The following is a 21,443-nucleotide window of genomic DNA, read 5'->3' on the forward strand; positions in this document are numbered from 1 at the left end:
ACTTATTTGTGAATTACTCATATATATAAAATTAATTTTGAATAGTTACTTATTATTATGATAGACGAATTACTTGAATACAACAAATCTTTTGTTGAAACAAAAGGATACGAAAAGTTTATGACAACTAAGTATCCGGACAAGAAAATTGCTATTGTGACGTGTATGGATACGCGTCTTATAGAATTGCTTCCGGCAGCCTTGGGACTGAAAAACGGTGATGTGAAGATTATAAAAAATGCCGGAGGAACAATTACCCACCCGTTTGGTAGTGCTATGAGAAGTCTGTTGGTGGCTATCTATGAACTTGGTGTAGAGGAAATTATGATAATCGGCCATACGGACTGTGGAGTGCAGCACATGGACAGCGATGTGATGCTTTCGCATATGCGCTCGCGTGGGGTATCTCAGGACCATATCGAGATGATGGAGTATTGTGATGTTGATTTGCGTTCGTGGTTGAGTGGGTTTGACGATACTGAAGATGCTGTTCGAAAGAGTGTTCATATTGTCCGCCATCATCCGCTGATGCCTGTGGAAGGTATCAAAGTCGGAGGGTTTATCATGAATTCTGTTACAGGAGAGCTGACAGAGATAGAAGCCGACTGATATTATAAAAAAGGTTGGAGCTTTATAGCTCCAACCCGTCTAATAGTTTTATGTAAAGGTCTATAGCCTCTTCTATTTCATTTATCATTATATACTCATCTGCCGTATGCGAGCGTGACGATTTACCCGGACCTATTTTTATAGATGTGAATGGCATAAGTGCCTGGTCGGAGAGGGTAGGTGAGCCGAAAGGCGTTTTCCCGAGTGCTATGGCACGTTTCACTATAGGATGTTCAGGCGATATGCTTGATGAATTAAGTCTGAACGATCTGGCTTTTATCTCACTGCTGACATGTTTCTTTATTTCTTCGAAAAGAGTTTCGTTTGAATAACATTCGTTGCTACGGATATCTACCACTACGCTGCATGTATCAGGAATTACGTTATGCTGAGTGCCGGCGTTTATTTGTGTAACCGTCATTTTTACAGGACCAAGCAGTGCAGATTCTTTCTCGAACTTGTGTGTGCGGAACCATTCTATATCAGGAAGAATCTTGTATATGGCATTGTCGCCTTCTTCGCGTGCCGCATGTCCGGAACGTCCCTGTGCAGTTACATCGAGCACCATAAGTCCTTTTTCGGCAATTGCCGGATTCATCTCTGTAGGTTCACCTACTATTCCAAGGGTGATTGGCGGCAACTGTGGAAGTACGCTTTCGATGCCGTTTTTTCCTGAAACTTCTTCTTCGCATGAGGCTAAGAATATTAGATTGTACTTTTGTTCAGTGGCACTCAAATGCTTGTAAACCTGAAATAATGATACTAACGAGGCACCGGCATCGTTGCTGCCAAGTCCAAACAGTTTTCCGTTGTCTATCTTTGGAGTAAAAGGCTGTTTACGCCATCCGTTTACAGGTTTTACTGTGTCTATATGGGAATTTAAAAGAATTGTGGGTTTTGATGTATCGAACATTGGGCTAATACACCATACGTTGTTTCCCATACGTCCTGTCATAATTCCTGACTCTTCGATGTAGGTTTGCAGGAAATCGGCTGCGGCATCTTCTTCTCTGCTTATGGATGGTATTCCTATCAGAGCTTGAAGCAGTGTTACAGCCTCCGAAGTGTAATAACTGGTATCTGTCATCATATTATTCTGATATTTTATGGCAAAGATATGTTTTATTTTAGTATATAGTAACAAAATTGTGGTAAAATAGAAAAATATAATTAACTTTGCGTATTAAGAATTCTAAATAAGTATATAAAATGGGCAAATCATTTTTGTCGGACCTTGTTTTCCGTCAGGCTAAGAAATACGGTGAAAGAGTAGCTATAAAGTATCGTGACTATTCTGTATCTTCATGGATTTCAGTTTCATGGAACAAGTTTGCTGATAAAGTAAGGAGTGTTTCCCGTGCTATGGTTGCATTGGGAATACAGGAACAGGAGAAAGTGGGAGTTTTCTCGCAGAATATGCCTGAATGTTTTTATGTGGATTTCGGATCTTACGCCACAAGGGTAGTGACTATTCCGCTGTATGCCACAAGTTCGGAATCCCAGGTACATTATATAGTACAGGATGCGTCTATCAGGTATGTTTTTGTTGGAGAACAGTATCAATATGAGGTTGCAAGACGAGTGCAAGGGCTTTGCAAGTCTTTGAAGCAGATTATTATTTTCAATTCGAATGTAAAGAAACTTCCCGGTGATACAAATTCCATGTATTTTGATGATTTCCTTAAATTAGGTGATGATGAATCATTGCAGAATGAGGTGGACAGACGTACGGATGCATCCAGTCCGGAGGATTTGGCAGATATTCTGTACACTTCGGGTACTACAGGAGAGTCGAAAGGAGTAATGCTCCATCATTCATGTTTCGAATATGGAATAAAGGCTCATTACGGTCGTTTGGTTACCCTTACAGATAAGGATGTGATAATGAATTTCCTTCCGTTTACTCATGTTTTCGAGCGTGCTTGGTCGTATCTGTGTATAGCCAGGGGATGTACGCTATGTGTGAATCTGCGTCCTGCTGATATTCAGAAGACTATAAAGGAAATCCGTCCGACGGCTATGTGTAGTGTCCCTCGTTTTTGGGAAAAGGTGTATGCCGGAGTCATGGATAAGATAAATGAAACTTCCGGAGTGAAGAAAAAACTGATGCTTGATGCATTGAAGGTTGGTAAGGGGTATAACATTGACTGTCTGATGAACGGCAAAGAACCTTCGGCAATGCTTAAACTGAAGTATAAATTCTATGAAAAGACTATCTACAGCCTGCTTAAAAAGACTATTGGTATAGAAAACGGAAACTTCTTCCCGACAGCAGGTGCTGCCATACCGCCTAAGGTAGAGGAATTTGTAAGGTCGGTAGGTATAAATATGATAGCCGGATATGGACTTACGGAAACTACAGCTACTGTTACATGTCAGTGGATTGATGATTATAAGATAGGTTCTGTGGGTAGAGTATTGCCTGGAGTGGAAATAAAAATAGGTGAGAATAATGAGGTTCTTGTAAAGGGCGAAACTGTTACTAAGGGATATTATAATAAGGAGGCTGTAACGAAAGCGGCATTCACTGAAGACGGCTGGTTCCGTACGGGTGATGCCGGATACATTGAGGATGGACGTCTGTATCTGACTGACCGTATCAAGGATTTGTTCAAGACATCGAACGGTAAATATATAGCTCCGCAGGCCATAGAAACAAAACTGGTGGTAGATAAGTATATTGACCAGATTTCAATTATAGCTGACCAGAGAAAGTATGTTTCAGCTCTTATTGTGCCTGAGTATTCGCAGGTGAAGGCATATGCCGAGAGTAAGGGTATAAAATACTCTGATATGAAGGAACTGCTTGCCAACAAGGAGATTCAGGAGCTGTTCCGTATGCGTATAGATACATTGCAGCAGGAGTTTGCTCATTATGAACAGATAAAGAAGTTTACTTTACTTCCTGAACCTTTCAGTATGGAAAAAGGTGAGCTTACGAATACATTGAAGATTAAAAGACCTGTTCTGATGAAAAACTATGCGGAACAGATAGAGAAGATGTATGAAGAGTAACTTGGTCATTTTATGATTTTTGACTAACTTTGTAGCCGCAAAAAAGGAATAAGATGATTACAATAGAACAGCTTAAGGATTTAAAGGAACGTACAGAGGCTCTTTACCGCTATCTGGATATTGAGAACAAGTTGGTACAGGTGGAGGAAGAGCAGCTCCGCACTCAGGCTCCCGGATTTTGGGATGATGCAAAGAAAGCTGAGGCTCAGATGAAAAAGGTTAAAGGGCTTCAGGCTTGGATTGATGGATATAAGGAAGTGAAAACTCTTGTTGACGAGCTTGAACTGTCATTCGATTTCTTCAAGGATGAACTTGTGACAGAACAGGAGGTTGATGAGGCTTACAGCAAGGCTCAAGTGGCTGTAGAGGAACTTGAACTCAAGAATATGCTTCGCTCTGAGGCTGACCAGATGGATTGTGTACTGAAGATAAATTCAGGAGCGGGCGGTACGGAAAGCCAGGATTGGTCGTCAATGCTTATGCGTATGTATATGCGTTGGGCTGAAAGCAACGGATATAAACTTTCTGTGGCAAACCTTCAGGAAGGTGATGAGGCAGGTATAAAGACTGTTACGATGAACATTGAAGGAGCTTATGCCTATGGGTATCTGAAAGGTGAGAATGGAGTTCACCGTCTGGTGCGTGTGTCACCGTATAATGCCCAGGGTAAACGTATGACTTCTTTTGCATCAGTGTTTGTAACTCCTTTGGTAGACGACTCTATAGAAGTAACGATTGAACCGGCACGTATGTCGTGGGATACTTTCCGAAGCGGTGGTGCAGGTGGACAGAATGTAAATAAGGTAGAATCAGGTGTGCGCTTGCGCTATCAGTATAAGGACCCTTATACCGGTGAGGAGGAAGAAATCCTTATTGAGAACACTGAAACACGAGATCAGCCAAAGAATAAGGAAAATGCATTGCGACAATTGCGCTCTATTCTTTATGATAAGGAACTTCAGCACCGTATGGAGGAACAGGCCAAGGTGGAAGCAGGAAAGAAGAAAATCGAGTGGGGTTCTCAGATACGAAGCTATGTATTTGATGACCGTCGCGTAAAAGACCATCGTACGAACTACCAGACATCCGACGTTAACGGGGTGATGGATGGTAAGATAGATGGTTTTATCAAGGCTTATCTGATGGAGTTCTCTGACAGTGAGGTTTGATTTTTCATAATTTTTTTCTGTTCTGCTTTTGGTTTTTATTAATTAAATAGTAATTTTGGGGTAATTAACTATAAAAACAAAATTGCTATGAGCCAGAAACATAACATCAAGAGGCAGAATTATGAGAAACGTCAGGAAGAAAAGGCTGATAAAGTATTCAAAATAGTATGTATTTCTATTTTTGTATTAGGAGTACTGTTGGCAATTGCATATAGTGTTGCAGCCTGATTTTTCGAAAGTATAAATAAAGGCTGTCGGGTATGAACAATATCCGGCAGCCTTTGTTCTATGTATAAATACTAAAGATAAAGAATATGTCGCAGGAAATAGAAAGAAAATTCTTGGTCAAGGATTCGTCGTATAAAGATATGGCAGTTTCGTCTTCAAGAATAATTCAGGGATATATATGCAGCGAGAGAGGAAGAACCGTAAGGGTAAGAATCAGGGATAATAAAGGTTATCTTACTATTAAGGGTGCATCGGCTGATAATGGTCTGAGGAGATATGAGTGGGAACACGAAATTCAGGTTGACGAAGCACGTGAACTTATGAAACTTTGTCAGCCCGGTATGATAGACAAAACCAGATACCTTGTTAAGTTCGGAAAGCATATATTTGAGGTGGACGAGTTTTATGGAGAGAATGAAGGTCTGGTAGTGGCAGAGGTTGAACTTGCTACTGTAGATGAAAAGCATGAAGTTCCGCCATTTCTCGGTGAAGAGGTTACGGGGCAGGTAAAGTATTATAACTCTTTCCTTATGAAATGTCCGTTCAAGACGTGGAAATAATACCTGAAAACTGTCAATTTATGGGGTAAAAACTGTTTTCACCCCCTTTATAGTCTGATTTAGGGGGATGACGGATGTTGGTTCTGTATAATTTTGTACTGTGAAAATAAAACAAGAATAAAAACGAACTAACAAACAAGAATATGAAAACAGCTACTTTCGCACAGAATTTATTAAATGTACAGTCTGACCTCTTGAACTTTGCGTATAAGCTTACGGCAGATTATGAAGATGCAAATGACTTGCTTCAGGAAACATCGCTTAAGGCTTTGGACAATGAGGAGAAATACACCGAAGAAACAAATTTCAAGGGATGGATTTACACTATTATGCGTAATATCTTTATTAATAATTACAGAAAGACATTGCGCGATCAGACATATGTAGACCAGACGGATAACTCTTACTTTATAAATAAGGGATTTGACCTGGAGGGAGATTCTACCGAGGGTGCTTATGACTTGAAGGAGATGAGGCGTATTGTGAATTCATTGCCAAGTGAATATAGAGTTCCTTTTTCTATGTTCGTTGCAGGATTTAAGTATCGTGAGATAGCAGAAAAACTTAACTTGCCATTGGGAACAGTGAAGAGCAGAATATTTTTCACAAGACAGAAACTGCAGGAAGAACTTAAGGATTTCAGATAACGGATATTCCGCTTGTGTGAAAATGTTTTTATAACTATATATGTTACAGGGTAGTTCCTTGAGGTGCTACCCTGATTTTTTATGTGTGGATTCTTGCAAGGCATAAAAAAAGGCCTGCAAATCTGCAGACCTTTTTCTATGTAAGGAAAATAGTTTTCAAGATTATGCGTTAACGCGTTTTTCCTGAATTCTAGCCTTCTTACCAGTAAGAGCACGCAAGTAGTACAATTTAGCACGACGTACTTTACCGATTTTGTTGACAGTGATGCTGTCGATAGCTGGAGATTCCAATGGGAAGATACGTTCTACACCAACTGTACCAGACATCTTGCGTACAGTGAAACGTTTCTTTTCACCATGACCAGAAATTTTGATAACAACACCGCGATACAACTGAACGCGTTCCTTGCTACCTTCAACGGATGCTGTTTGCCAGTAGCAAATGCTTCTTCTGCAATTTTAATTAAATCCATTGTTTTTTATAAATTAAATTGTTTATCGTTACAACGCAACATATCAAGTAACTCTTCATGACAGCGATTGCGCGAAAGCGGTGCAAAGGTAGTGCTTTTCTGTCAGACTGCAAATTCTTTATCCCTTTTTTTTCATACTTTGCCACATTTCTTGTAGGATTTACGTTTTTTGTTTAATTTCGCAGTAATATAATGTCATAAAATGTAATGAGAGTATGAATAGAATATTATTGTTATGTCTGTTGACAGCGTTTTCTTTCGGAGTTAGCGCGCAGACGAATTTTATATATAGAAATGTACCTCAAGAAGAGGCGTGCAGGAATTGGGTTGAATCGAAACTGGAATCTTTAACCTTGAAACAGAAAATAGGGCAGTTGTTTATTCATACTGTAGCGCCACACACCACTCAACTGAACAAGAAGAATATAGAAAATGCGGTGAAGGAGTACGGTATCGGAGGATTGCTCTTTTCCGGTGGAGAACTGGAAAAGCAGGTGGAGCTTACCAATTATGCTCAAAGCATGGCAAATATTCCATTGCTTATAACTTTCGATGGTGAGTGGGGATTGGCTATGCGTCTGAAAGGTACACCATCGTTCCCGAGAAACAGGGTGTTGGGGTGTGTACAGAACGATACTTTGATATATGAGTACGGAAAAGAAGTGGCCAGACAGTTGAAGGAGATAGGGGTGCATATTAATTTTGCTCCTGTGGCCGATATTGATAATAATCCGAGAAATCCGGTGATTAATACGAGGTCGTTCGGTAGCGACAGGGAAATGGTGGCAAGAAAGGTTTTAGCATATTCCAAAGGTTTGGAAGACGGAGGTGTATTGGCCGTGTGCAAGCATTTTCCGGGGCATGGCGATACAGAAGTGGATTCTCACAAGGCTTTGCCGGTTTTGCCGTTTGACAGAGCGAGGCTTGACAGTATCGAACTTTATCCGTTCCGGAAGGCTGTAGAGGCTGGAGTAGGTGGAATTATGGTAGGTCATTTGAATGTTTCGGTTCTTGATGATAAAGCAGCTTCGATATCTCGTAAGGTTGTGACTGATTTACTCAAGAATGAAATGAAATTTTCAGGACTCGTATTTACCGATGCTCTTGAAATGAAAGGCATATCCAGCAATCCTTATGTTTCTGCTCAGGCTTTGGCAGCTGGTAATGATATGGTTCTTGCGCCAAGAAACCTTAAGCGTGAATTGGATGGAGTACTGAAGGCTGTAAAAGAAGGAGATATAACCGAAGAAGAAATAAACGAGAAATGTCGTAAGGTGTTGACATATAAGTATGCGTTCGGTTTAAACAGACGTCCGGTAATAGATGCCAAGGGAGTAATGTCGAGGATAAACAGAGCATATACTGATGATTTGATGAATCGTATAAAGAAATCGGCTGTTACTGTGATTAAGGATTCTGATGAAATGTTGCCGCTTGATTTATCTCTGTCCGGTACAGTAGTATTGAATGTGTCGTCTACACTGTCGGAAACATATCCTTTCTTTAATGAGATAAACAAGACATATCCTGTCACTTGGTTGCATGCCAATCTCGACTCATTGCAGTATCTGAAGAAAAAGATAACTCCTGCACAAAGGGTGATTGTAGCCGTATATTCATCAAAGGTTGATAAATATATAAACTGTCTTACAGAGCTTGCAAAAGGTAAACCTACGATATTGGTTTGTTTTAACTCACATAAGGTTCTTCAGAAACTGGATGATGTTGTAGCACAGTCGTCGGCAGTGGTATTGGCTCACTCGGGAGAAAAACAGATTCAGAAATTTGTGGCTGGTGTTTTGCTTGGAAATGAGAAAGTTGACGGTCGTTTGTCCGTTGATTTTAATGATGAATACAGGGAAGGGGCAGGCGTAACTATTGACCCCGACAAACCACGCAGATATAAGCCTGAAGAATTTGGAATGGATTCTAAAGTCTTGTCGCGAATAGACAGTATAGCTGAGTATGGAATAAAAGAAGGTGCTTATCCGGGATGTCATGTGCTTGTATGGAAAAACGGATATCAAGTCTATAATAAATGTTTTGGTACGCATACATATGAGTCGGACAGAGAGGTGAAAGAGAATGATTTGTATGATTTGGCTTCGCTTACAAAGACTACAGCTACAATGTTGGCTGTAATGAAACTTTATGATGAGGGGAAGATTAATCTTACAGACAAGATTTCAGCCTATGTACCTCAAATGAAGTCGACTGATAAAGAGAATATTACAATACAGCAATTATTGTATCATGAATCTGGACTGCCGGCATATCTTCCTTTCTACAAGAAAGCTATGGACTTGAAGAGTTGTAAGGGAGGAATGTATAAGAAATATAAGGATGCCAATCATAAAGTTCAGGTAGGCAATTCTCTATATATCTGCACTAATTACAGTTTCCTGCCGGAATGGGTATCAGACAAAGAAACGCCTGAGTATTCGTTGAAGGTTAGTGACAATATGTATGTTAAACCGGAATTTAAGGAAATAATACTTAAGGAGATTGCTGATGCTACGCTGAAAGGTCATTCCTACAGATATAGCTGTTTGAACTTTATGTTGCTGAAGGAGGCTGTAGAGAATATTTCCGGGCAATCTATGGATAAATATCTTGAAGAAAAATTCTATAAACCTATGGGACTGGTGCATACATTGTACAATCCGCTACAGAGATATGCCAAGGACGAGATAGTGCCGACAGTAAAAGAGGATTTCCTGAGAAAAGGACCTGTGCACGGATATGTACACGATGAAGCGGCTGCAATGCTTGGAGGTGTGTCCGGTAATGCCGGATTGTTCTCTACGGCGAAGGAAGTTGCTACAATATACCAGATGTTGCTTGATAAAGGGGTTATGGGAGATCGCAGATATCTCACACGTACTACTTGTGAATTGTTCCTGACTATGAAATCAAAAAACAGCAGAAGAGGATTGGGATTTGACAAACCTGATGCAGAAAATCCTGAGAATGGTTATTGTGCACCGGAGACTCCGGCGTCTGTCTTCGGGCATACAGGATTTACCGGTACATGTGCATGGGCCGATCCTGATAATGATTTGATTTTTGTATTCCTCTGCAATAGGATATATCCGAATCCATGTGAAAGAAAAAATCTTATGAAACTGAAAATACGTCCCGCAATACAACAGACAATATATCAGGCTATAATGAAGTGATTTTATTTAGACAAAGTACAAATTACCTACTTTCTGCAATGTGGATGTTACAATCTTAAGTAAAAATACTAACTTTGCATAAACAATTAGTACTAATAATAACTTAATTTTTTTACAACAATGGCTTACGTAATTAGTGACGATTGTATCGCTTGCGGTACTTGTATCGATGAATGCCCAGTAGGTGCAATTTCTGAAGGTGACAAATATTCTATCAACCCAGATGCTTGTACAGAATGTGGTACTTGCGCTGATGTTTGTCCTTCTGAAGCTATTCATCAGGGATAATATCCAGTCGTCGATTTATGACAACGAATTAAGGCTACTCCGATTGGGGTAGCCTTTTTATTATATTTCTATTATCATTCCATCGTATGTCTGGTGGATATTTTCCGGAAGCAGTTTTTCTACATCGGCATGAAGTCCTATCTGATGGCTGGCATGTATGAAATATGTTTCTTTTGCAGATATCTTGCCTGCACGTTCCATAGCTTGTGGCAGACTCTGGTGAGTCCAGTGAGGGTCCATGCGCAGGGCGTTCATAATCAGACAATCAAGGTTTTTCAGATACATATTGCTTTCTTCCGGAATTTCTGTCATATCTGTTATCCATGCCATATAGCCTATTCTGAAAGCTAAAATAGGCATCTTTCCGTGTATTACTCTAAATGGAATAATTTCTATGGTGTTACCGTGCATGCCTGTTACGGAAAATGTCTTGCCAGGTTCAATTCTCTGTAAAGGAATTTTAGGTACTCCCGGGTATGGATGTTCTACGAAGCAATACGGTATTCTTTGCTGGAGACGCTCTGCTGTATAATCTTCAGCATATACAGGGATATCCTTGAACTGGCAGAAGGGACGTAAATCGTCAAGTCCTCCAACATGGTCATAATGCTCGTGAGTGATAAGTACTGCATCAATTGGAGCATACTCACTGTATTTGAGCATTTGTTCGCGGAAATCAGGGCCACAGTCAATCAGAATCCTGACTCCGTCTGTTTCTATTAATCCGGAACACCTGAGGCGTTTGTCGCGTGGATCGGTACTTGTACACACCGGACATGTACACCCCACTTGTGGTACTCCGGTAGATGTTCCGCTTCCTAATATGGTAATCTTCATATAGTCAATTTGTATTTTTACTTAAGTTTAATGACAATTGATATAACTTCCACAACTCCTATATCAATATATGTAATTCACTTCGGGATGTATGTCCACTCCAAATTTTTCATATACTGATTTTATTATTTCATCAGCTAAACAGGAAATATCTTTTCCGGTAGCACCTCCTAAATTCACCAAAACAAGTGCTTGTTTGTGGTAGACTCCTGCAGGACCTATGTTGCGTCCTTTCCATCCGCAACGGTCTATCATCCATCCTGCCGGAATCTTTACGGTATTTTCATCTACAGGGTAGTGTGGAATGTCAGGAAATTCAGATTCGAGTTGTTTGAATTTCTGTATTGATACCATAGGGTTCATAAAGAAACTTCCGGCATTTCCAAATTCTTCAGGTTCAGGCAGTTTAGAACGTCGTACTTCTATTATAATGTCACGTATGTTTGCCAATGAAGGGGAAAGATTTCTTTTCTCAAGTTCGGAACTTATATTTCCGTAAGAGAGATGGAACTCAGGGCTTTTTCTAAGTCTGAATGTTACATGAGTTACAATATATTGTCCTTTCATTTCACCCTTGAAGATACTGTTACGGTATGAATAACGGCATTCTTCGTTGCTGAACACTCTTTCTGACGAATCTGATATTCTGACTGTATGTACTGTCAGAATAATATCTTTGGCTTCTACACCGTATGCACCAATGTTCTGGACTGCAGAAGCCCCAACTTCACCGGGGATAATAGAAAGATTTTCTGCTCCATAGAATCCTTTTGAAACAGTATAGCTTACAAAATCATCCCATACTTCTCCTGCTCCGACTTTTATGTCTATCCATTCGTCAGATTCTTCAGTTATATCAATACCCTTTATGGCTGAATGTAATATAGTACCCTTGAAATCGGAAAGGAAAAGAAGATTGCTTCCTCCTCCAATATGAAGTAGTGGCAGTGAGTATTCTTTTGCAGACAGAAAGGATTGCAGTTCGCTGACGGATGAGTATTCTACGAAACATGACGTTTTTACATCCATTCCGAATGTATTGTATCTAAGTATTGGATAGTTTGTATATTCTTTCATCTTTTTGCCTTGATTTTAATATCAATCACCTAAATCTTCGAATTTGAAAAGTTTCCATTTTTTATTTATACGTCGGAAGTATAAAGTATTGCTGAAACCGTTGCCTAATCCTTTGAATTCAACAATTTTTGTATTTGAGTTTTCTGTATCCTGCTGTCCGTAACGTATGTTGGTTATTACATTGGCCGGCATAGGCGGACGGAACGCAAACCATTGCCCTTCCTCCAATGTGGTTTCAAGTACCGAAAATTCATCCTCAGGATCCACTGTGGAGAAAAGTAAAGGCTTTGAAAGCCTTTCTGACTGGAATAATGAGTCTGAAGCAAATTTGATATAGAAATCATAAAAGTTTTCTCCGGTATTTGGTGTACGTGACATCTTTTCCTTATTCACTGCTTCAAGGTACCAGTGTTCGTTTTTCAATTCGAAATAGTAACGCTTTATATGGAAATCGGTCAGATAGATACGGTCTATCTGGACACTTGTGGAAGATGTTCCATTTTCAAGTTCAAAGTCTTCCTCCCTGTCGAATATTACAGTATAAATCTCATCCTTGTCAAACATCGGGTCGAAAGTCCATTCATCGGCTGTAAGTCTTAAGACGGTAGTGTCATTGTAAAAAGATACCGGAAACTGAATGCGTGAATGCTGAAAATCTTCATCGGTCGTGAAATAATAAAGGAAATCTATAAAACTTGCATCAGCAGTGACAGGAACAACCTCGTCAACCACAATCAATGTATCAGACAGAACTTCAGCAGGAATAGTGTCTGAGTCTGTTTCTGTCAACTCCATTCCCTGTCCGTCAGACAAAGAATCAGAACTTTTTTGCTGCCCTCCACACGACACAACCATGAGCAGCAAAACATACCCTAATAGAATATTTTTCATTTAATCATGCCTAATATAAAATACGCGACAAAAATACCTATTTTTTTCTTTCGTAGACGAATATAAGTCAAGTTTTCTTTTTTATTAGGTGAAAAAGGAAATATTTCAGTTTAAATACTTAACTTTGCACCAATGTAAAATACTAAAACAGTAATATATGTTAGCAAAAATAGAAGAGTTACTTAAGGAAATTGAAGATTTAAAGGCTTCGAACGCTGAAGAACTGGAAGCACTGAGAATAAAATACTTAAGTAAGAAAGGGACTGTAAATGCACTGATGGCTGACTTCAGAAATGTGGCAGCTGAACAGAAGAAAGAAGTTGGAATGAAAATCAACGAGCTTAAGAACCGTGCACAAGAACGTATAGCGGCTCTTAAGGAGGCATTCGAACTGCAGGACAATGGTACTGCCGAGTTGGACCTCACACGTACTGCTTATCCTATAGATTTGGGTACACGTCATCCGCTTAGCATTGTAAAGAATGAGATTATAGATATATTCAGTCGAATGGGATTTACTATTGCCGATGGTCCTGAAGTGGAAGATGACTGGCATGTATTCTCTTCTATGAATTTTGCTGAAGACCATCCGGCACGTGATATGCAGGATACATTCTTCATTGAAAGTCATCCTGACATCATTTTGAGAACACATACTTCGTCTGTACAAAGCCGTGTTATGGAAGTTGCACAACCTCCTATTCGTGTAATTTGTCCGGGACGTGTTTATAGAAATGAGGCTATCAGTTATCGTGCACACTGTTTCTTCCACCAGGTAGAGGGACTTTATATTGATAAGAATGTTTCATTTACTGACTTGAAGCAGGTTCTTCTTCAGTTTGCTCAGGAAATGTTCGGTGAGGGAACAAAAATTCGTCTTCGTCCGTCATACTTCCCATTTACTGAACCTAGTGCTGAAATGGATATCAGCTGCGATATCTGCGGTGGAGAAGGATGTCCGTTCTGTAAATACACAGGTTGGGTGGAAATCCTTGGTTGCGGTATGGTGGATCCTGCTGTGCTTGAAGCTAACGGTATAGACAGCAAAGTATATTCAGGATATGCATTCGGTATGGGAGTGGAACGTATTGCAAACCTTAAGTATAAGGTAAAAGACTTGCGTATGTTCTCTGAAAACGATACTCGATTCTTGAGTGAATTCGAGGCTGCAAACTAAGCTCGTCAGCACTGACAGATAATAATAAAAAATATCAAGGCACGGATTCACAGTTTTGTGACTTCGTGCCTTTAGATTATAAATCCGGTAATTTTGAATATTAGTATGAGTAAAGATAAGCTTATCACACCAAGTTATTGCTGTATATTGGCTGCAAACTTTCTGCTTTATTTTGGGTTCTGGTTGTTGATACCGGTATTACCATTCTATTTGGATGAAATTTTCGGTGTGTCCAATACAACGATAGGTGTTGTGCTTTCATGTTATACCATTGCTGCTTTATGTATAAGGCCTTTCTCGGGATATTTTCTTGATACATTTGCCAGAAAGCCTCTGTACATTATAGCTTATTTTATCTTTACTTCGATATTTGCCGGATATATGTTGGCAGGTACTCTTACCTTATTCATAATATTAAGGGTGATACATGGTTTGTCATTCGGTATGGTGACAGTGGGCGGAAACACTTTAGTGATTGACATTATGCCCTCATCAAGAAGGGGAGAAGGTTTGGGCTATTATGGACTGACAAACAATCTTGCAATGTCAGTAGGGCCTATGTTCGGGCTTTTCCTTCATAATGCCGGAACTTCATATACAACTGTTTTTTCATATGCCTTGTCTTCCGGTGTACTTGGAATAATAATGGCATTTTGTGTGAAAACCGAATATCGTCCGCCAGTCAAGCGTGAACCTATTTCATTGGACAGGTTCATATTAATAAAGGGTTTGCCGGGTGGATTGAGTCTTCTTCTTCTCTCCATACCTTATGGCATGACTACTAATTATGTAGCGATGTATGCAAAAGAGATAGGGATTACGGCTGAAACAGGATTGTTTTTTACATTTATGGCTATAGGTATGGCTATCAGCCGACTGTTCAGCGGTAAATTAGTTGATAAGGGCAAAATTATCGAGGTGATTTCGGCAGGAATGTATTTGGTCTCATTCTGTTATTTTGGTCTTACTGCGTGCGGATGGATTATAGAATGGAATTATATATTCACCACAGTTTTCTTTTTCGCTATATCACTTTTGCTTGGTGTTGGATTCGGAACGATGTTTCCGGCTTACAATACTTTATTTGTGAATCTTGCGCCTAACAGTCAGAGGGGTACGGCTACAAGTACTTATCTCACATCGTGGGACGTAGGTATAGGAATAGGTATGCTGAGTGGCGGTGGTATTGCTGAAATGTTGTCATTCAAATATGCTTATTTGTTTGGAGCTATACTGACAATAGTTTCAATGATTTATTTTAAGTTCAAGGCAGGCCCGCATTTTATTCGCAACAAGGTGCGATAAAGAGTCAGTTTTTATATGTAAAGACGTATATGTGTGAGTATTCACCATTGACTTCCGTAACCTGTGAAGATATGATGAAATTACGGAAAAGTTCGATGTTGTCACAAATAAATCCGGGGATATACGGAGTATAAGACTCTAAATCCTGAGCTACTTTGTCCATATCGGCTACCATGATGTAGGATGCATCTCTTGACAGATTTGATATGCACTGGTCGAATATCTTGTTTCGTGCTTGTGATAATGCGTCAGATATGCACGAATCAACTTTATCCTGACCGGATACAATGAGAATACTGTCTCCGTAAATCGGTTTAATATTATCTAATTTTGATTTGATGCTGTTTCTGCAGCTGTCAGGTTCATACATTGTTCCGCTCAGATATAATACATCGCTGTTTAGATGCAATTCAAATTCGCTCCATACGTTTGTATTGCTTTCGGAAAGCATAGGGAACGAGGCAGTACGACCATAGAAAGTTAAATAATTTGCCGATTTTTTGGACTGATGATTTTTGAAAACATCATTGTTGGCAAGTGATGTTCCGTCTTTGATGGCATCAATCACACGTTCTATCAACATTTTATGATAGCTTACTGCTATATAACCGTCACCGCTTAGTACGGATAAGAAATTAGCGGTTTTTCCTAAAGGGTATATCTCGATTTTCTTTCCTCTGTATTCTTCTGTCTTTGGATAAATATCCGGGCTGTATTTCTGTCGAAGTATATCAAGCAAAAATTTATTTCCGGTATTGGTTATTTGAAAATAAGCTATTACATCTTTTGGAGAAGTGGAGTTGTGAAAACTAATCATCAGACGTTTTATCTGATTCGACAATCCGTGAGTGTTTACCGAAGTATATTTGGTAATGTCGTTTAGTATATTGTTGATTAATTCTGAATGATGGAGTGTGTCCAAGTCTATGGCATATGCCGTGCGTGGAAACTCACTGGTATAATAGCCGATATTGTCGGTGTCGAGAATTCCGTTGCAATCATCCGGAATTAAGGTGAACATATTTATATCTTTTCCCTTTTCGGCATCAGATAAACTTGCAAAACTGTAAATTGCCACACCTAAACAGAATAGCAATACAGATAATCCAATCCCTATTTTTACAACCGTACGAAACTTCATATAACTCTTTTTGGCAAAGATAAGAAAATCTTTCTAAAAAAGTACAAATTATACAAAAGTTTATATATAAAAAAGTCCTGCATTGATGCAGGACTTAAAATCTTCAATTGGTTGGGTGACTAGTGGGACTCGAACCCACGACATTCAGAACCACAATCTGACGCTCTAACCAACTGAACTATAGTCACCATATAGTCGGCTTTCCTTTCAAAAGCGATGCAAAGGTACGCATTATTTTCGTTTATGCAAATTTTTTGACCGTTTTTTTTAGATTTTGTCCTCGTTTTATCTGTTTATACTGCTTTTCAATATGTTTTCAGTATCGTTCATATACCTATTCATCCTGAAAGCTTCGTTTGTATTCAATAGTTTTCGGTCTACTCCCATTGGGTATAGAACGAAATTTGAGTTTCCGCTTAATGTAGGTCTGGAGGTCCATACGAGTGAGTGTTCGTATGATAACAGGCGTGTTATTCCATTTGTTCTTTTGAATAATAGTTTTACGGTCATTCCGCCATCTGTATGGCGTGCACTCATGTTTGATATATAATTCCCTAATGAATATACCACCAAATGTTTTTGCGGAGCCTCCGACTTTCCTATGAGTTCTATGGGTTGCACCACGTGGGGGTGAGAGCCTATAATATGGTCTACTCCCAAATCTAAGAGCCATTCGGCCAATTCTATTTGTGATGAAGAAGGGGTAGTTTCATATTCGTTTCCCCAATGCATAAATGCTATGATAATATCAGGTTTCATCAGTCGGGCTTTCAGAATGTCCGCTTTCATCTGGCTCCTGTCTAAGAAATTTACGATGTTAGGCTTGCTTACGGGTATTCCGTTAGTGCCGTAAGTGGCGTTCAGAAAAGCAATTTTAAATCCTTTTTTCACAATCAGAAGCGGATAGTTGTGTATTCTGTCATGTTGGCTCTTGTAGGTTCCGGCCCTTTTAAGTTTTAATGAGTCAAGCATATTGATCGTTCTCACTAAACCTTTGCTGCCTCTGTCCATACAGTGATTGTTGGCTGTCATCAGAACGTCGAAACCGGCATCGCGGATGGCGTACAGATATTCATCAGGAGCACTGAATGCAGGATATCCCCTGTATGGTTTTCCGCCTAATGTGACCTCAAGATTACCCACAGCTATATCTGCATAGCGTATCTCCGGTTTTACGTGTGCAAAACATCTGCTGTAGTCATAACTACCGTCTGCTTGCCTTGCGGCATTGATTTGTGCCTCATGCTGCATCAGGTCGCCGGCGAAATAGATGGATAGAGTGTCCGCGGAAGAAGCAAAAACAGTTGTTGCCGACAGCCAGATGACTGCCGGCAACAACCATGATATGAATTTACTTGATATTGTCATATTTGATTAAGCGTGGATTTTGGTTCTTCCGCATCTATTTATAAATAGCTTTCTTGCCGGCAAGAAGTGTATTCTTCATAAGAGATACGATAGTCATAGGCCCTACGCCTCCGGGTACAGGTGTAATGTACGAACATTTAGGTGCTACTTCGTTGAATTTTACATCGCCTGTAAGTCTGAATCCAGACTTTCTGCTGGCATCAGGTACTCGTGTAGTACCGACATCTATTACTACAGCTCCTTCTTTTACCATACCTGCTGTTACGAATTCAGGTTGTCCAAGAGCGGCAATGATTATATCTGCTTCGCGGCATTCTTCCACTAAGTTCGTGCTTCTGCTGTGGCATACAGTGACTGTGGCATCGCCCGGATATGCTTTTTGCATCATCAGCATTGCCATAGGTTTGCCTACAATGTTACTTCTTCCGAGTACAACACATTTCTTGCCGCTTGTTTCTATATTATATCTTTTAAGTAATTCCAAAATACCGTTAGGAGTTGCCGAAACATAACATGGAAGTCCTATTGACATGCGTCCGACATTGATTGGATGGAAGCCGTCGACATCTTTTCTGTAGTCTATTGTTTCGATGACCTTTTGTTCTGAAATATGTTTTGGCAGTGGTAGCTGAACGATGAATCCGTCTATGTCATCATCATTGTTCAGTTCCTTGACCTTTGACAGAAGTTCTTCTTCTGTTACGTCCGATTCGAATCTGATAAGTGTGGATTTGAATCCACAAACTTCGCACGCCTTAACCTTGTTTGCAACATAGGTTTCGCTACCTCCGTCGTGACCTACCAATATTGCAGCCAAATGAGGACGTTTTCCCCCGGAAGCGACTATTTGAGCTACTTCCTTAGCTATTTCCTGTTTTACCTGTTCGGATATAGCCTTGCCGTCTATTAATACCATAAATTTCAGTTTTTAATTATTAGTAAAAATATGAATCAATGTTATTTAGCATTTTTACGCTACTACTAATGACAAAGATATGAAAAAAAGTCAGAACATAAGATGAAATAGTATATTTTACTGTTTTTAGTCAATAAAAAATAAAAACTTAAAGCCTACAGCAATAGTAATGAGTAAAATATATTAACTTTGCAACCGTATGTTTACATTTGACCGTAGAATGAATATATTATATAAACTACTTTGGTGTTTGTTCTTCTGTTTTTTGTCCGTACATGCTGAAGGAAAGACAGACGATAGGTTCGTTGTGGCTCTTGACCCAGGGCATGGAGGTAATGACCCCGGTGCTATAGGCAGAAAGGGAAAGGAGAAGAACATCAATTTGAATGTGGCTGTTAAATTAGGAACCTTGATAGAAAACAACTGTAAAGACGTAAAGGTTGTATATACAAGAAAAACAGACAAGTTTGTTCCTTTACACACAAGAGCTGAGATAGCGAATAATGCAAGGGCAAATCTTTTTATATCTATACATACCAATGCGGTGGCAAGAAAGAATTCTGGGGTAATGGGAACGGAAACCTATACGCTCGGATTGCACCGTACGGAAGAAAATCTGGAGGTGGCGAAAAAAGAAAACTCCGTCATACTGATAGAGGATGATTATAAACAAAGATATGCCGGGTTTAACCCAAACTCTTCCGAGAGTTATATCATATTCGAGTTCATGCAGGACAAGAATATGGCGCAGAGCGTTAATTTTGCAACTCTTGTGCAAAAGAATTTCAAAGGATGTAACAGAATAGATAAAGGTGTACATCAGGCTGGTTTTCTTGTTTTGCGTGAAACATCCATGCCGAGTGTGCTGGTGGAACTTGGATATATATCAAATCCTACGGAAGAAAACTATCTTTTGTCAGAACGTGGAACATCGGAACTTGCAAATGCTATTTTCAAGGCTCTTATAAATTATAAGAATAATGTACCGGCAAGTCTGCAGACAGGACAAAATGATAGGGTGGTGGAATTGAAAAAGGAGAATACATCCACTTTCAAGACGCAGGATAAGAAAATTGAAAAGGTAACAAAAGATTCAAAACCGGTTTTCAAAATCCAGATTCTTGCTTCTGATAAGGTGATAGCAAAGAATAGCAGACAGTTTAAAGGGCTAAGTCCTGTAGATTATTACAAGGAAAACGGAATGATAAAATACACTTATGCCGAAGATACTGACTATAATAAAATATTGAGAATTAAGAGGAAAACGGTTGATCCCAAATTTAAGGATGCATTTATCATTGCATTTAAGAATGGGGAAAAGATGAATGTAAACCAAGCGATTAAAGAGTTCAAGAATCAGAAATAAAATATTTAAACAACGAAAAAAGTTATGAAAAAGGAATTTAAAATAGGTCTCGCTGCAATAGCATCATTAATCATTCTATTTTTTGGAATTAACTATCTGAAAGGTATAAACCTTTTCAAATCAGAAAGTTATTATCATGTGGATTATACTGAAGTCAACGGATTGGCACTTTCAAGTCCGGTTTATGCTAACGGATTCAAAGTCGGCTTGGTTAGGGATATACAGTATAACTACAATAAGCCGGGGCATATTACCGTAGGTATTGATATGGACAATAATATGAAAATACCTGTTGGAAGTAAAGCGGAGTTGGTGACAGAAATGCTTGGTACTGTAAAAATGAACCTTATTCTGAATTACGGTGAGGGAACTTATATAGCTCCGGGTGACACTATCGAGGGGTATGCCAATAATGGTATAATGGCCAAGGCTGAAAAGGATTTGCTACCTCAGGTTGAACAGATGATGCCTAAATTAGATTCTATTCTTTCTTCACTGAACAAGCTTCTTGCTGATCCGGCTTTGGGAAATACATTGAAGAATGCAGAGAAAATAACAGCATCGCTGAATCAGACAAGCAATCATCTTCAGAAACTTATGAGCAATGATATTCCTAAGTTGACAGGCAATGTAACTACTATAACAGAAGACTTGAAGGTTATTAGTGCAAATCTGAAAGGAATAGACTATGCCGGAACATTCAATAAAATAGGTGAAACATTGAAGAATGTTTATGCCCTTACAGATAAACTTAATAGAAAAGATAATACTATAGGGCTGTTGCTCAATGACCCTGAACTTTACAACAATTTGAATGCTACTTCTGAAAATGCAGCGTCTTTGCTTAAAGATCTTCAGGAACGTCCTAAAAGATATGTTCATTTTTCATTATTTGGAAGAAAGGATAAATAAAGACTATGTAGAAATTGTCTAAATAATATTGAATCTGAATAAGATCTTATTTGTGTGGGCTTTGCTCTGATTTTCAGTCTGTTATAAAATACGGGGGATATGTGATAGATATTATATGTTTATAAACAAACACCTTATTTTCAAGATATTACAATTGTATAACAAAAAGATTGGATGAATAAATTGCTTTGCTTGCAAATGCTTGATATACAGTTGATTGTATAAGATTTTAAAAAAAGCAAGAAAAAAGCAATTTGTTTTTTTGGAATTTCATCACGAAATTTG

19 protein-coding genes, 1 tRNA gene and 1 pseudogene are annotated in these 21,443 nt (G+C 39.1%); 12 read left to right on the forward strand and 9 right to left on the reverse strand.

What is annotated here, in order from left to right; genetic code table 11:
* The first annotated feature begins 57 nt into the window (after window positions 1-57).
* Window positions 58-609, forward strand: coding sequence for a carbonic anhydrase (locus QZ379_RS05085; protein WP_291558971.1), 552 nt, complete (start codon window positions 58-60; stop codon window positions 607-609).
* A 22-nt stretch (window positions 610-631) separates the two neighbouring features.
* Here QZ379_RS05085 and QZ379_RS05090 read toward each other — a convergent pair whose 3' ends face one another.
* Window positions 632-1,696, reverse strand: coding sequence for a M20 family metallo-hydrolase (locus tag QZ379_RS05090; protein WP_291559023.1), 1,065 nt, complete (start codon window positions 1,694-1,696; stop codon window positions 632-634).
* Window positions 1,697-1,818: 122 nt separating this feature from the next.
* On the opposite strand from QZ379_RS05090, the gene QZ379_RS05095 reads away from it, so the two are divergent.
* The 5 genes from QZ379_RS05095 (at window position 1,819) to QZ379_RS05115 (ending at window position 6,228) form a co-directional block, all read left to right on the forward strand.
* Window positions 1,819-3,624, forward strand: a complete 1,806-nt coding sequence (locus QZ379_RS05095; protein ID WP_291558973.1) for a long-chain fatty acid--CoA ligase — start codon at window positions 1,819-1,821, stop codon at window positions 3,622-3,624.
* A 53-nt stretch (window positions 3,625-3,677) separates the two neighbouring features.
* On the forward strand, window positions 3,678-4,793 hold the full coding sequence (gene prfB, locus QZ379_RS05100; protein WP_291558975.1) for a peptide chain release factor 2: 1,116 nt from the start codon (window positions 3,678-3,680) through the stop codon (window positions 4,791-4,793).
* 87 nt (window positions 4,794-4,880) lie between these two features.
* Window positions 4,881-5,021, forward strand: coding sequence for a hypothetical protein (locus QZ379_RS05105; RefSeq protein WP_291558977.1), 141 nt, complete (start codon window positions 4,881-4,883; stop codon window positions 5,019-5,021).
* Between the two features lie 86 nt (window positions 5,022-5,107).
* A complete protein-coding gene (locus QZ379_RS05110) occupies window positions 5,108-5,581 on the forward strand; it encodes a CYTH domain-containing protein (RefSeq protein ID WP_291558979.1) in 474 nt (157 codons plus the stop codon).
* A gap of 143 nt (window positions 5,582-5,724) precedes the next feature.
* Window positions 5,725-6,228 (forward strand): RNA polymerase sigma factor, encoded by a 504-nt coding sequence (locus QZ379_RS05115; protein ID WP_291558980.1) that lies wholly within the window; start codon window positions 5,725-5,727, stop codon window positions 6,226-6,228.
* 162 nt (window positions 6,229-6,390) lie between these two features.
* On the opposite strand, the pseudogene rplS reads toward QZ379_RS05115, so the two are convergent.
* Window positions 6,391-6,701, reverse strand: a pseudogene (gene rplS, locus QZ379_RS05120) (50S ribosomal protein L19).
* A gap of 215 nt (window positions 6,702-6,916) precedes the next feature.
* On the opposite strand from rplS, the gene QZ379_RS05125 reads away from it, so the two are divergent.
* A complete protein-coding gene (locus QZ379_RS05125) occupies window positions 6,917-9,880 on the forward strand; it encodes a glycoside hydrolase family 3 N-terminal domain-containing protein (RefSeq protein ID WP_291558982.1) in 2,964 nt (987 codons plus the stop codon).
* Between the two features lie 120 nt (window positions 9,881-10,000).
* Window positions 10,001-10,168, forward strand: a complete 168-nt coding sequence (locus tag QZ379_RS05130) for a 4Fe-4S binding protein (protein ID WP_154043305.1) — start codon at window positions 10,001-10,003, stop codon at window positions 10,166-10,168.
* 60 nt (window positions 10,169-10,228) lie between these two features.
* Here QZ379_RS05130 and QZ379_RS05135 read toward each other — a convergent pair whose 3' ends face one another.
* From QZ379_RS05135 to QZ379_RS05145, 3 genes are all read right to left on the reverse strand, one after another.
* Window positions 10,229-11,005 carry an MBL fold metallo-hydrolase gene (locus tag QZ379_RS05135; RefSeq protein ID WP_291558986.1) on the reverse strand — a complete coding sequence of 259 codons (777 nt, stop codon included), beginning with the start codon at window positions 11,003-11,005 and terminating at the stop codon, window positions 10,229-10,231.
* 63 nt (window positions 11,006-11,068) lie between these two features.
* The gene (gene murB / locus QZ379_RS05140) at window positions 11,069-12,082 is read right to left on the reverse strand and encodes a UDP-N-acetylmuramate dehydrogenase (protein ID WP_291558988.1); all 1,014 of its coding nucleotides are present in this window, start codon (window positions 12,080-12,082) and stop codon (window positions 11,069-11,071) included.
* A 21-nt stretch (window positions 12,083-12,103) separates the two neighbouring features.
* Window positions 12,104-12,973 (reverse strand): DUF4348 domain-containing protein, encoded by an 870-nt coding sequence (locus tag QZ379_RS05145; protein ID WP_291558991.1) that lies wholly within the window; start codon window positions 12,971-12,973, stop codon window positions 12,104-12,106.
* A gap of 157 nt (window positions 12,974-13,130) precedes the next feature.
* Between QZ379_RS05145 and pheS the strand changes: the two genes are divergently transcribed.
* Together pheS and QZ379_RS05155 are read left to right on the forward strand one after the other, a co-directional pair.
* Entirely contained in the window at window positions 13,131-14,150 is a 1,020-nt protein-coding gene (gene pheS / locus QZ379_RS05150) for a phenylalanine--tRNA ligase subunit alpha (protein ID WP_291558993.1), read from the forward strand.
* Between the two features lie 105 nt (window positions 14,151-14,255).
* Window positions 14,256-15,455 carry an MFS transporter gene (locus tag QZ379_RS05155; protein ID WP_291558995.1) on the forward strand — a complete coding sequence of 400 codons (1,200 nt, stop codon included), beginning with the start codon at window positions 14,256-14,258 and terminating at the stop codon, window positions 15,453-15,455.
* 4 nt (window positions 15,456-15,459) lie between these two features.
* On the opposite strand, the gene QZ379_RS05160 is transcribed toward QZ379_RS05155, so the two are convergent.
* From QZ379_RS05160 to folD, 4 genes are all read right to left on the reverse strand, one after another.
* Window positions 15,460-16,596 carry a hypothetical protein gene (locus QZ379_RS05160; protein ID WP_291558998.1) on the reverse strand — a complete coding sequence of 379 codons (1,137 nt, stop codon included), beginning with the start codon at window positions 16,594-16,596 and terminating at the stop codon, window positions 15,460-15,462.
* Window positions 16,597-16,710: 114 nt separating this feature from the next.
* Window positions 16,711-16,784, reverse strand: a tRNA-His gene (locus QZ379_RS05165).
* A 97-nt stretch (window positions 16,785-16,881) separates the two neighbouring features.
* Window positions 16,882-17,964 carry a CapA family protein gene (locus tag QZ379_RS05170; protein ID WP_291559000.1) on the reverse strand — a complete coding sequence of 361 codons (1,083 nt, stop codon included), beginning with the start codon at window positions 17,962-17,964 and terminating at the stop codon, window positions 16,882-16,884.
* A gap of 34 nt (window positions 17,965-17,998) precedes the next feature.
* A complete protein-coding gene (gene folD, locus QZ379_RS05175) occupies window positions 17,999-18,880 on the reverse strand; it encodes a bifunctional methylenetetrahydrofolate dehydrogenase/methenyltetrahydrofolate cyclohydrolase FolD (RefSeq protein ID WP_291559003.1) in 882 nt (293 codons plus the stop codon).
* Window positions 18,881-19,100: 220 nt separating this feature from the next.
* Here folD and QZ379_RS05180 point away from each other — a divergent pair, with 220 nt between their 5' ends.
* Both QZ379_RS05180 and QZ379_RS05185 read left to right on the forward strand, forming a co-directional pair.
* Window positions 19,101-20,246: an N-acetylmuramoyl-L-alanine amidase gene (locus tag QZ379_RS05180; protein ID WP_291559006.1), complete on the forward strand. Its 1,146-nt coding sequence runs from the start codon at window positions 19,101-19,103 to the stop codon at window positions 20,244-20,246.
* Window positions 20,247-20,270: 24 nt separating this feature from the next.
* On the forward strand, window positions 20,271-21,158 hold the full coding sequence (locus tag QZ379_RS05185; RefSeq protein ID WP_291559008.1) for an MlaD family protein: 888 nt from the start codon (window positions 20,271-20,273) through the stop codon (window positions 21,156-21,158).
* The last annotated feature ends 285 nt before the right edge of the window (window positions 21,159-21,443 follow it).

The organism is Bacteroides sp. (assembly GCF_019417265.1).
Lineage (GTDB): Bacteria > Bacteroidota > Bacteroidia > Bacteroidales > Bacteroidaceae > Phocaeicola.

Excerpts from the sequence above, each read along its gene's own strand:
- QZ379_RS05105 (WP_291558977.1), top strand. The coding sequence starts at position 4,881 with ATGAGCCAGAAACATAACATCAAGAGGCAGAATTATGAGAAACGTCAG.
- prfB (WP_291558975.1), top strand. The coding sequence starts at position 3,678 with ATGATTACAATAGAACAGCTTAAGGATTTAAAGGAACGTACAGAGGCT.
- QZ379_RS05135 (WP_291558986.1), bottom strand. The coding sequence starts at position 11,005 with ATGAAGATTACCATATTAGGAAGCGGAACATCTACCGGAGTACCACAA.
- QZ379_RS05095 (WP_291558973.1), top strand. The coding sequence starts at position 1,819 with ATGGGCAAATCATTTTTGTCGGACCTTGTTTTCCGTCAGGCTAAGAAA.
- QZ379_RS05180 (WP_291559006.1), top strand. The coding sequence starts at position 19,101 with ATGAATATATTATATAAACTACTTTGGTGTTTGTTCTTCTGTTTTTTG.
- QZ379_RS05115 (WP_291558980.1), top strand. The coding sequence starts at position 5,725 with ATGAAAACAGCTACTTTCGCACAGAATTTATTAAATGTACAGTCTGAC.
- QZ379_RS05130 (WP_154043305.1), top strand. The coding sequence starts at position 10,001 with ATGGCTTACGTAATTAGTGACGATTGTATCGCTTGCGGTACTTGTATC.
- QZ379_RS05085 (WP_291558971.1), top strand. The coding sequence starts at position 58 with ATGATAGACGAATTACTTGAATACAACAAATCTTTTGTTGAAACAAAA.
- QZ379_RS05185 (WP_291559008.1), top strand. The coding sequence starts at position 20,271 with ATGAAAAAGGAATTTAAAATAGGTCTCGCTGCAATAGCATCATTAATC.
- QZ379_RS05110 (WP_291558979.1), top strand. The coding sequence starts at position 5,108 with ATGTCGCAGGAAATAGAAAGAAAATTCTTGGTCAAGGATTCGTCGTAT.
- QZ379_RS05160 (WP_291558998.1), bottom strand. The coding sequence starts at position 16,596 with ATGAAGTTTCGTACGGTTGTAAAAATAGGGATTGGATTATCTGTATTG.
- pheS (WP_291558993.1), top strand. The coding sequence starts at position 13,131 with ATGTTAGCAAAAATAGAAGAGTTACTTAAGGAAATTGAAGATTTAAAG.
- QZ379_RS05090 (WP_291559023.1), bottom strand. The coding sequence starts at position 1,696 with ATGACAGATACCAGTTATTACACTTCGGAGGCTGTAACACTGCTTCAA.
- folD (WP_291559003.1), bottom strand. The coding sequence starts at position 18,880 with ATGGTATTAATAGACGGCAAGGCTATATCCGAACAGGTAAAACAGGAA.
- murB (WP_291558988.1), bottom strand. The coding sequence starts at position 12,082 with ATGAAAGAATATACAAACTATCCAATACTTAGATACAATACATTCGGA.
- QZ379_RS05155 (WP_291558995.1), top strand. The coding sequence starts at position 14,256 with ATGAGTAAAGATAAGCTTATCACACCAAGTTATTGCTGTATATTGGCT.
- QZ379_RS05125 (WP_291558982.1), top strand. The coding sequence starts at position 6,917 with ATGAATAGAATATTATTGTTATGTCTGTTGACAGCGTTTTCTTTCGGA.
- QZ379_RS05145 (WP_291558991.1), bottom strand. The coding sequence starts at position 12,973 with ATGAAAAATATTCTATTAGGGTATGTTTTGCTGCTCATGGTTGTGTCG.
- QZ379_RS05170 (WP_291559000.1), bottom strand. The coding sequence starts at position 17,964 with ATGACAATATCAAGTAAATTCATATCATGGTTGTTGCCGGCAGTCATC.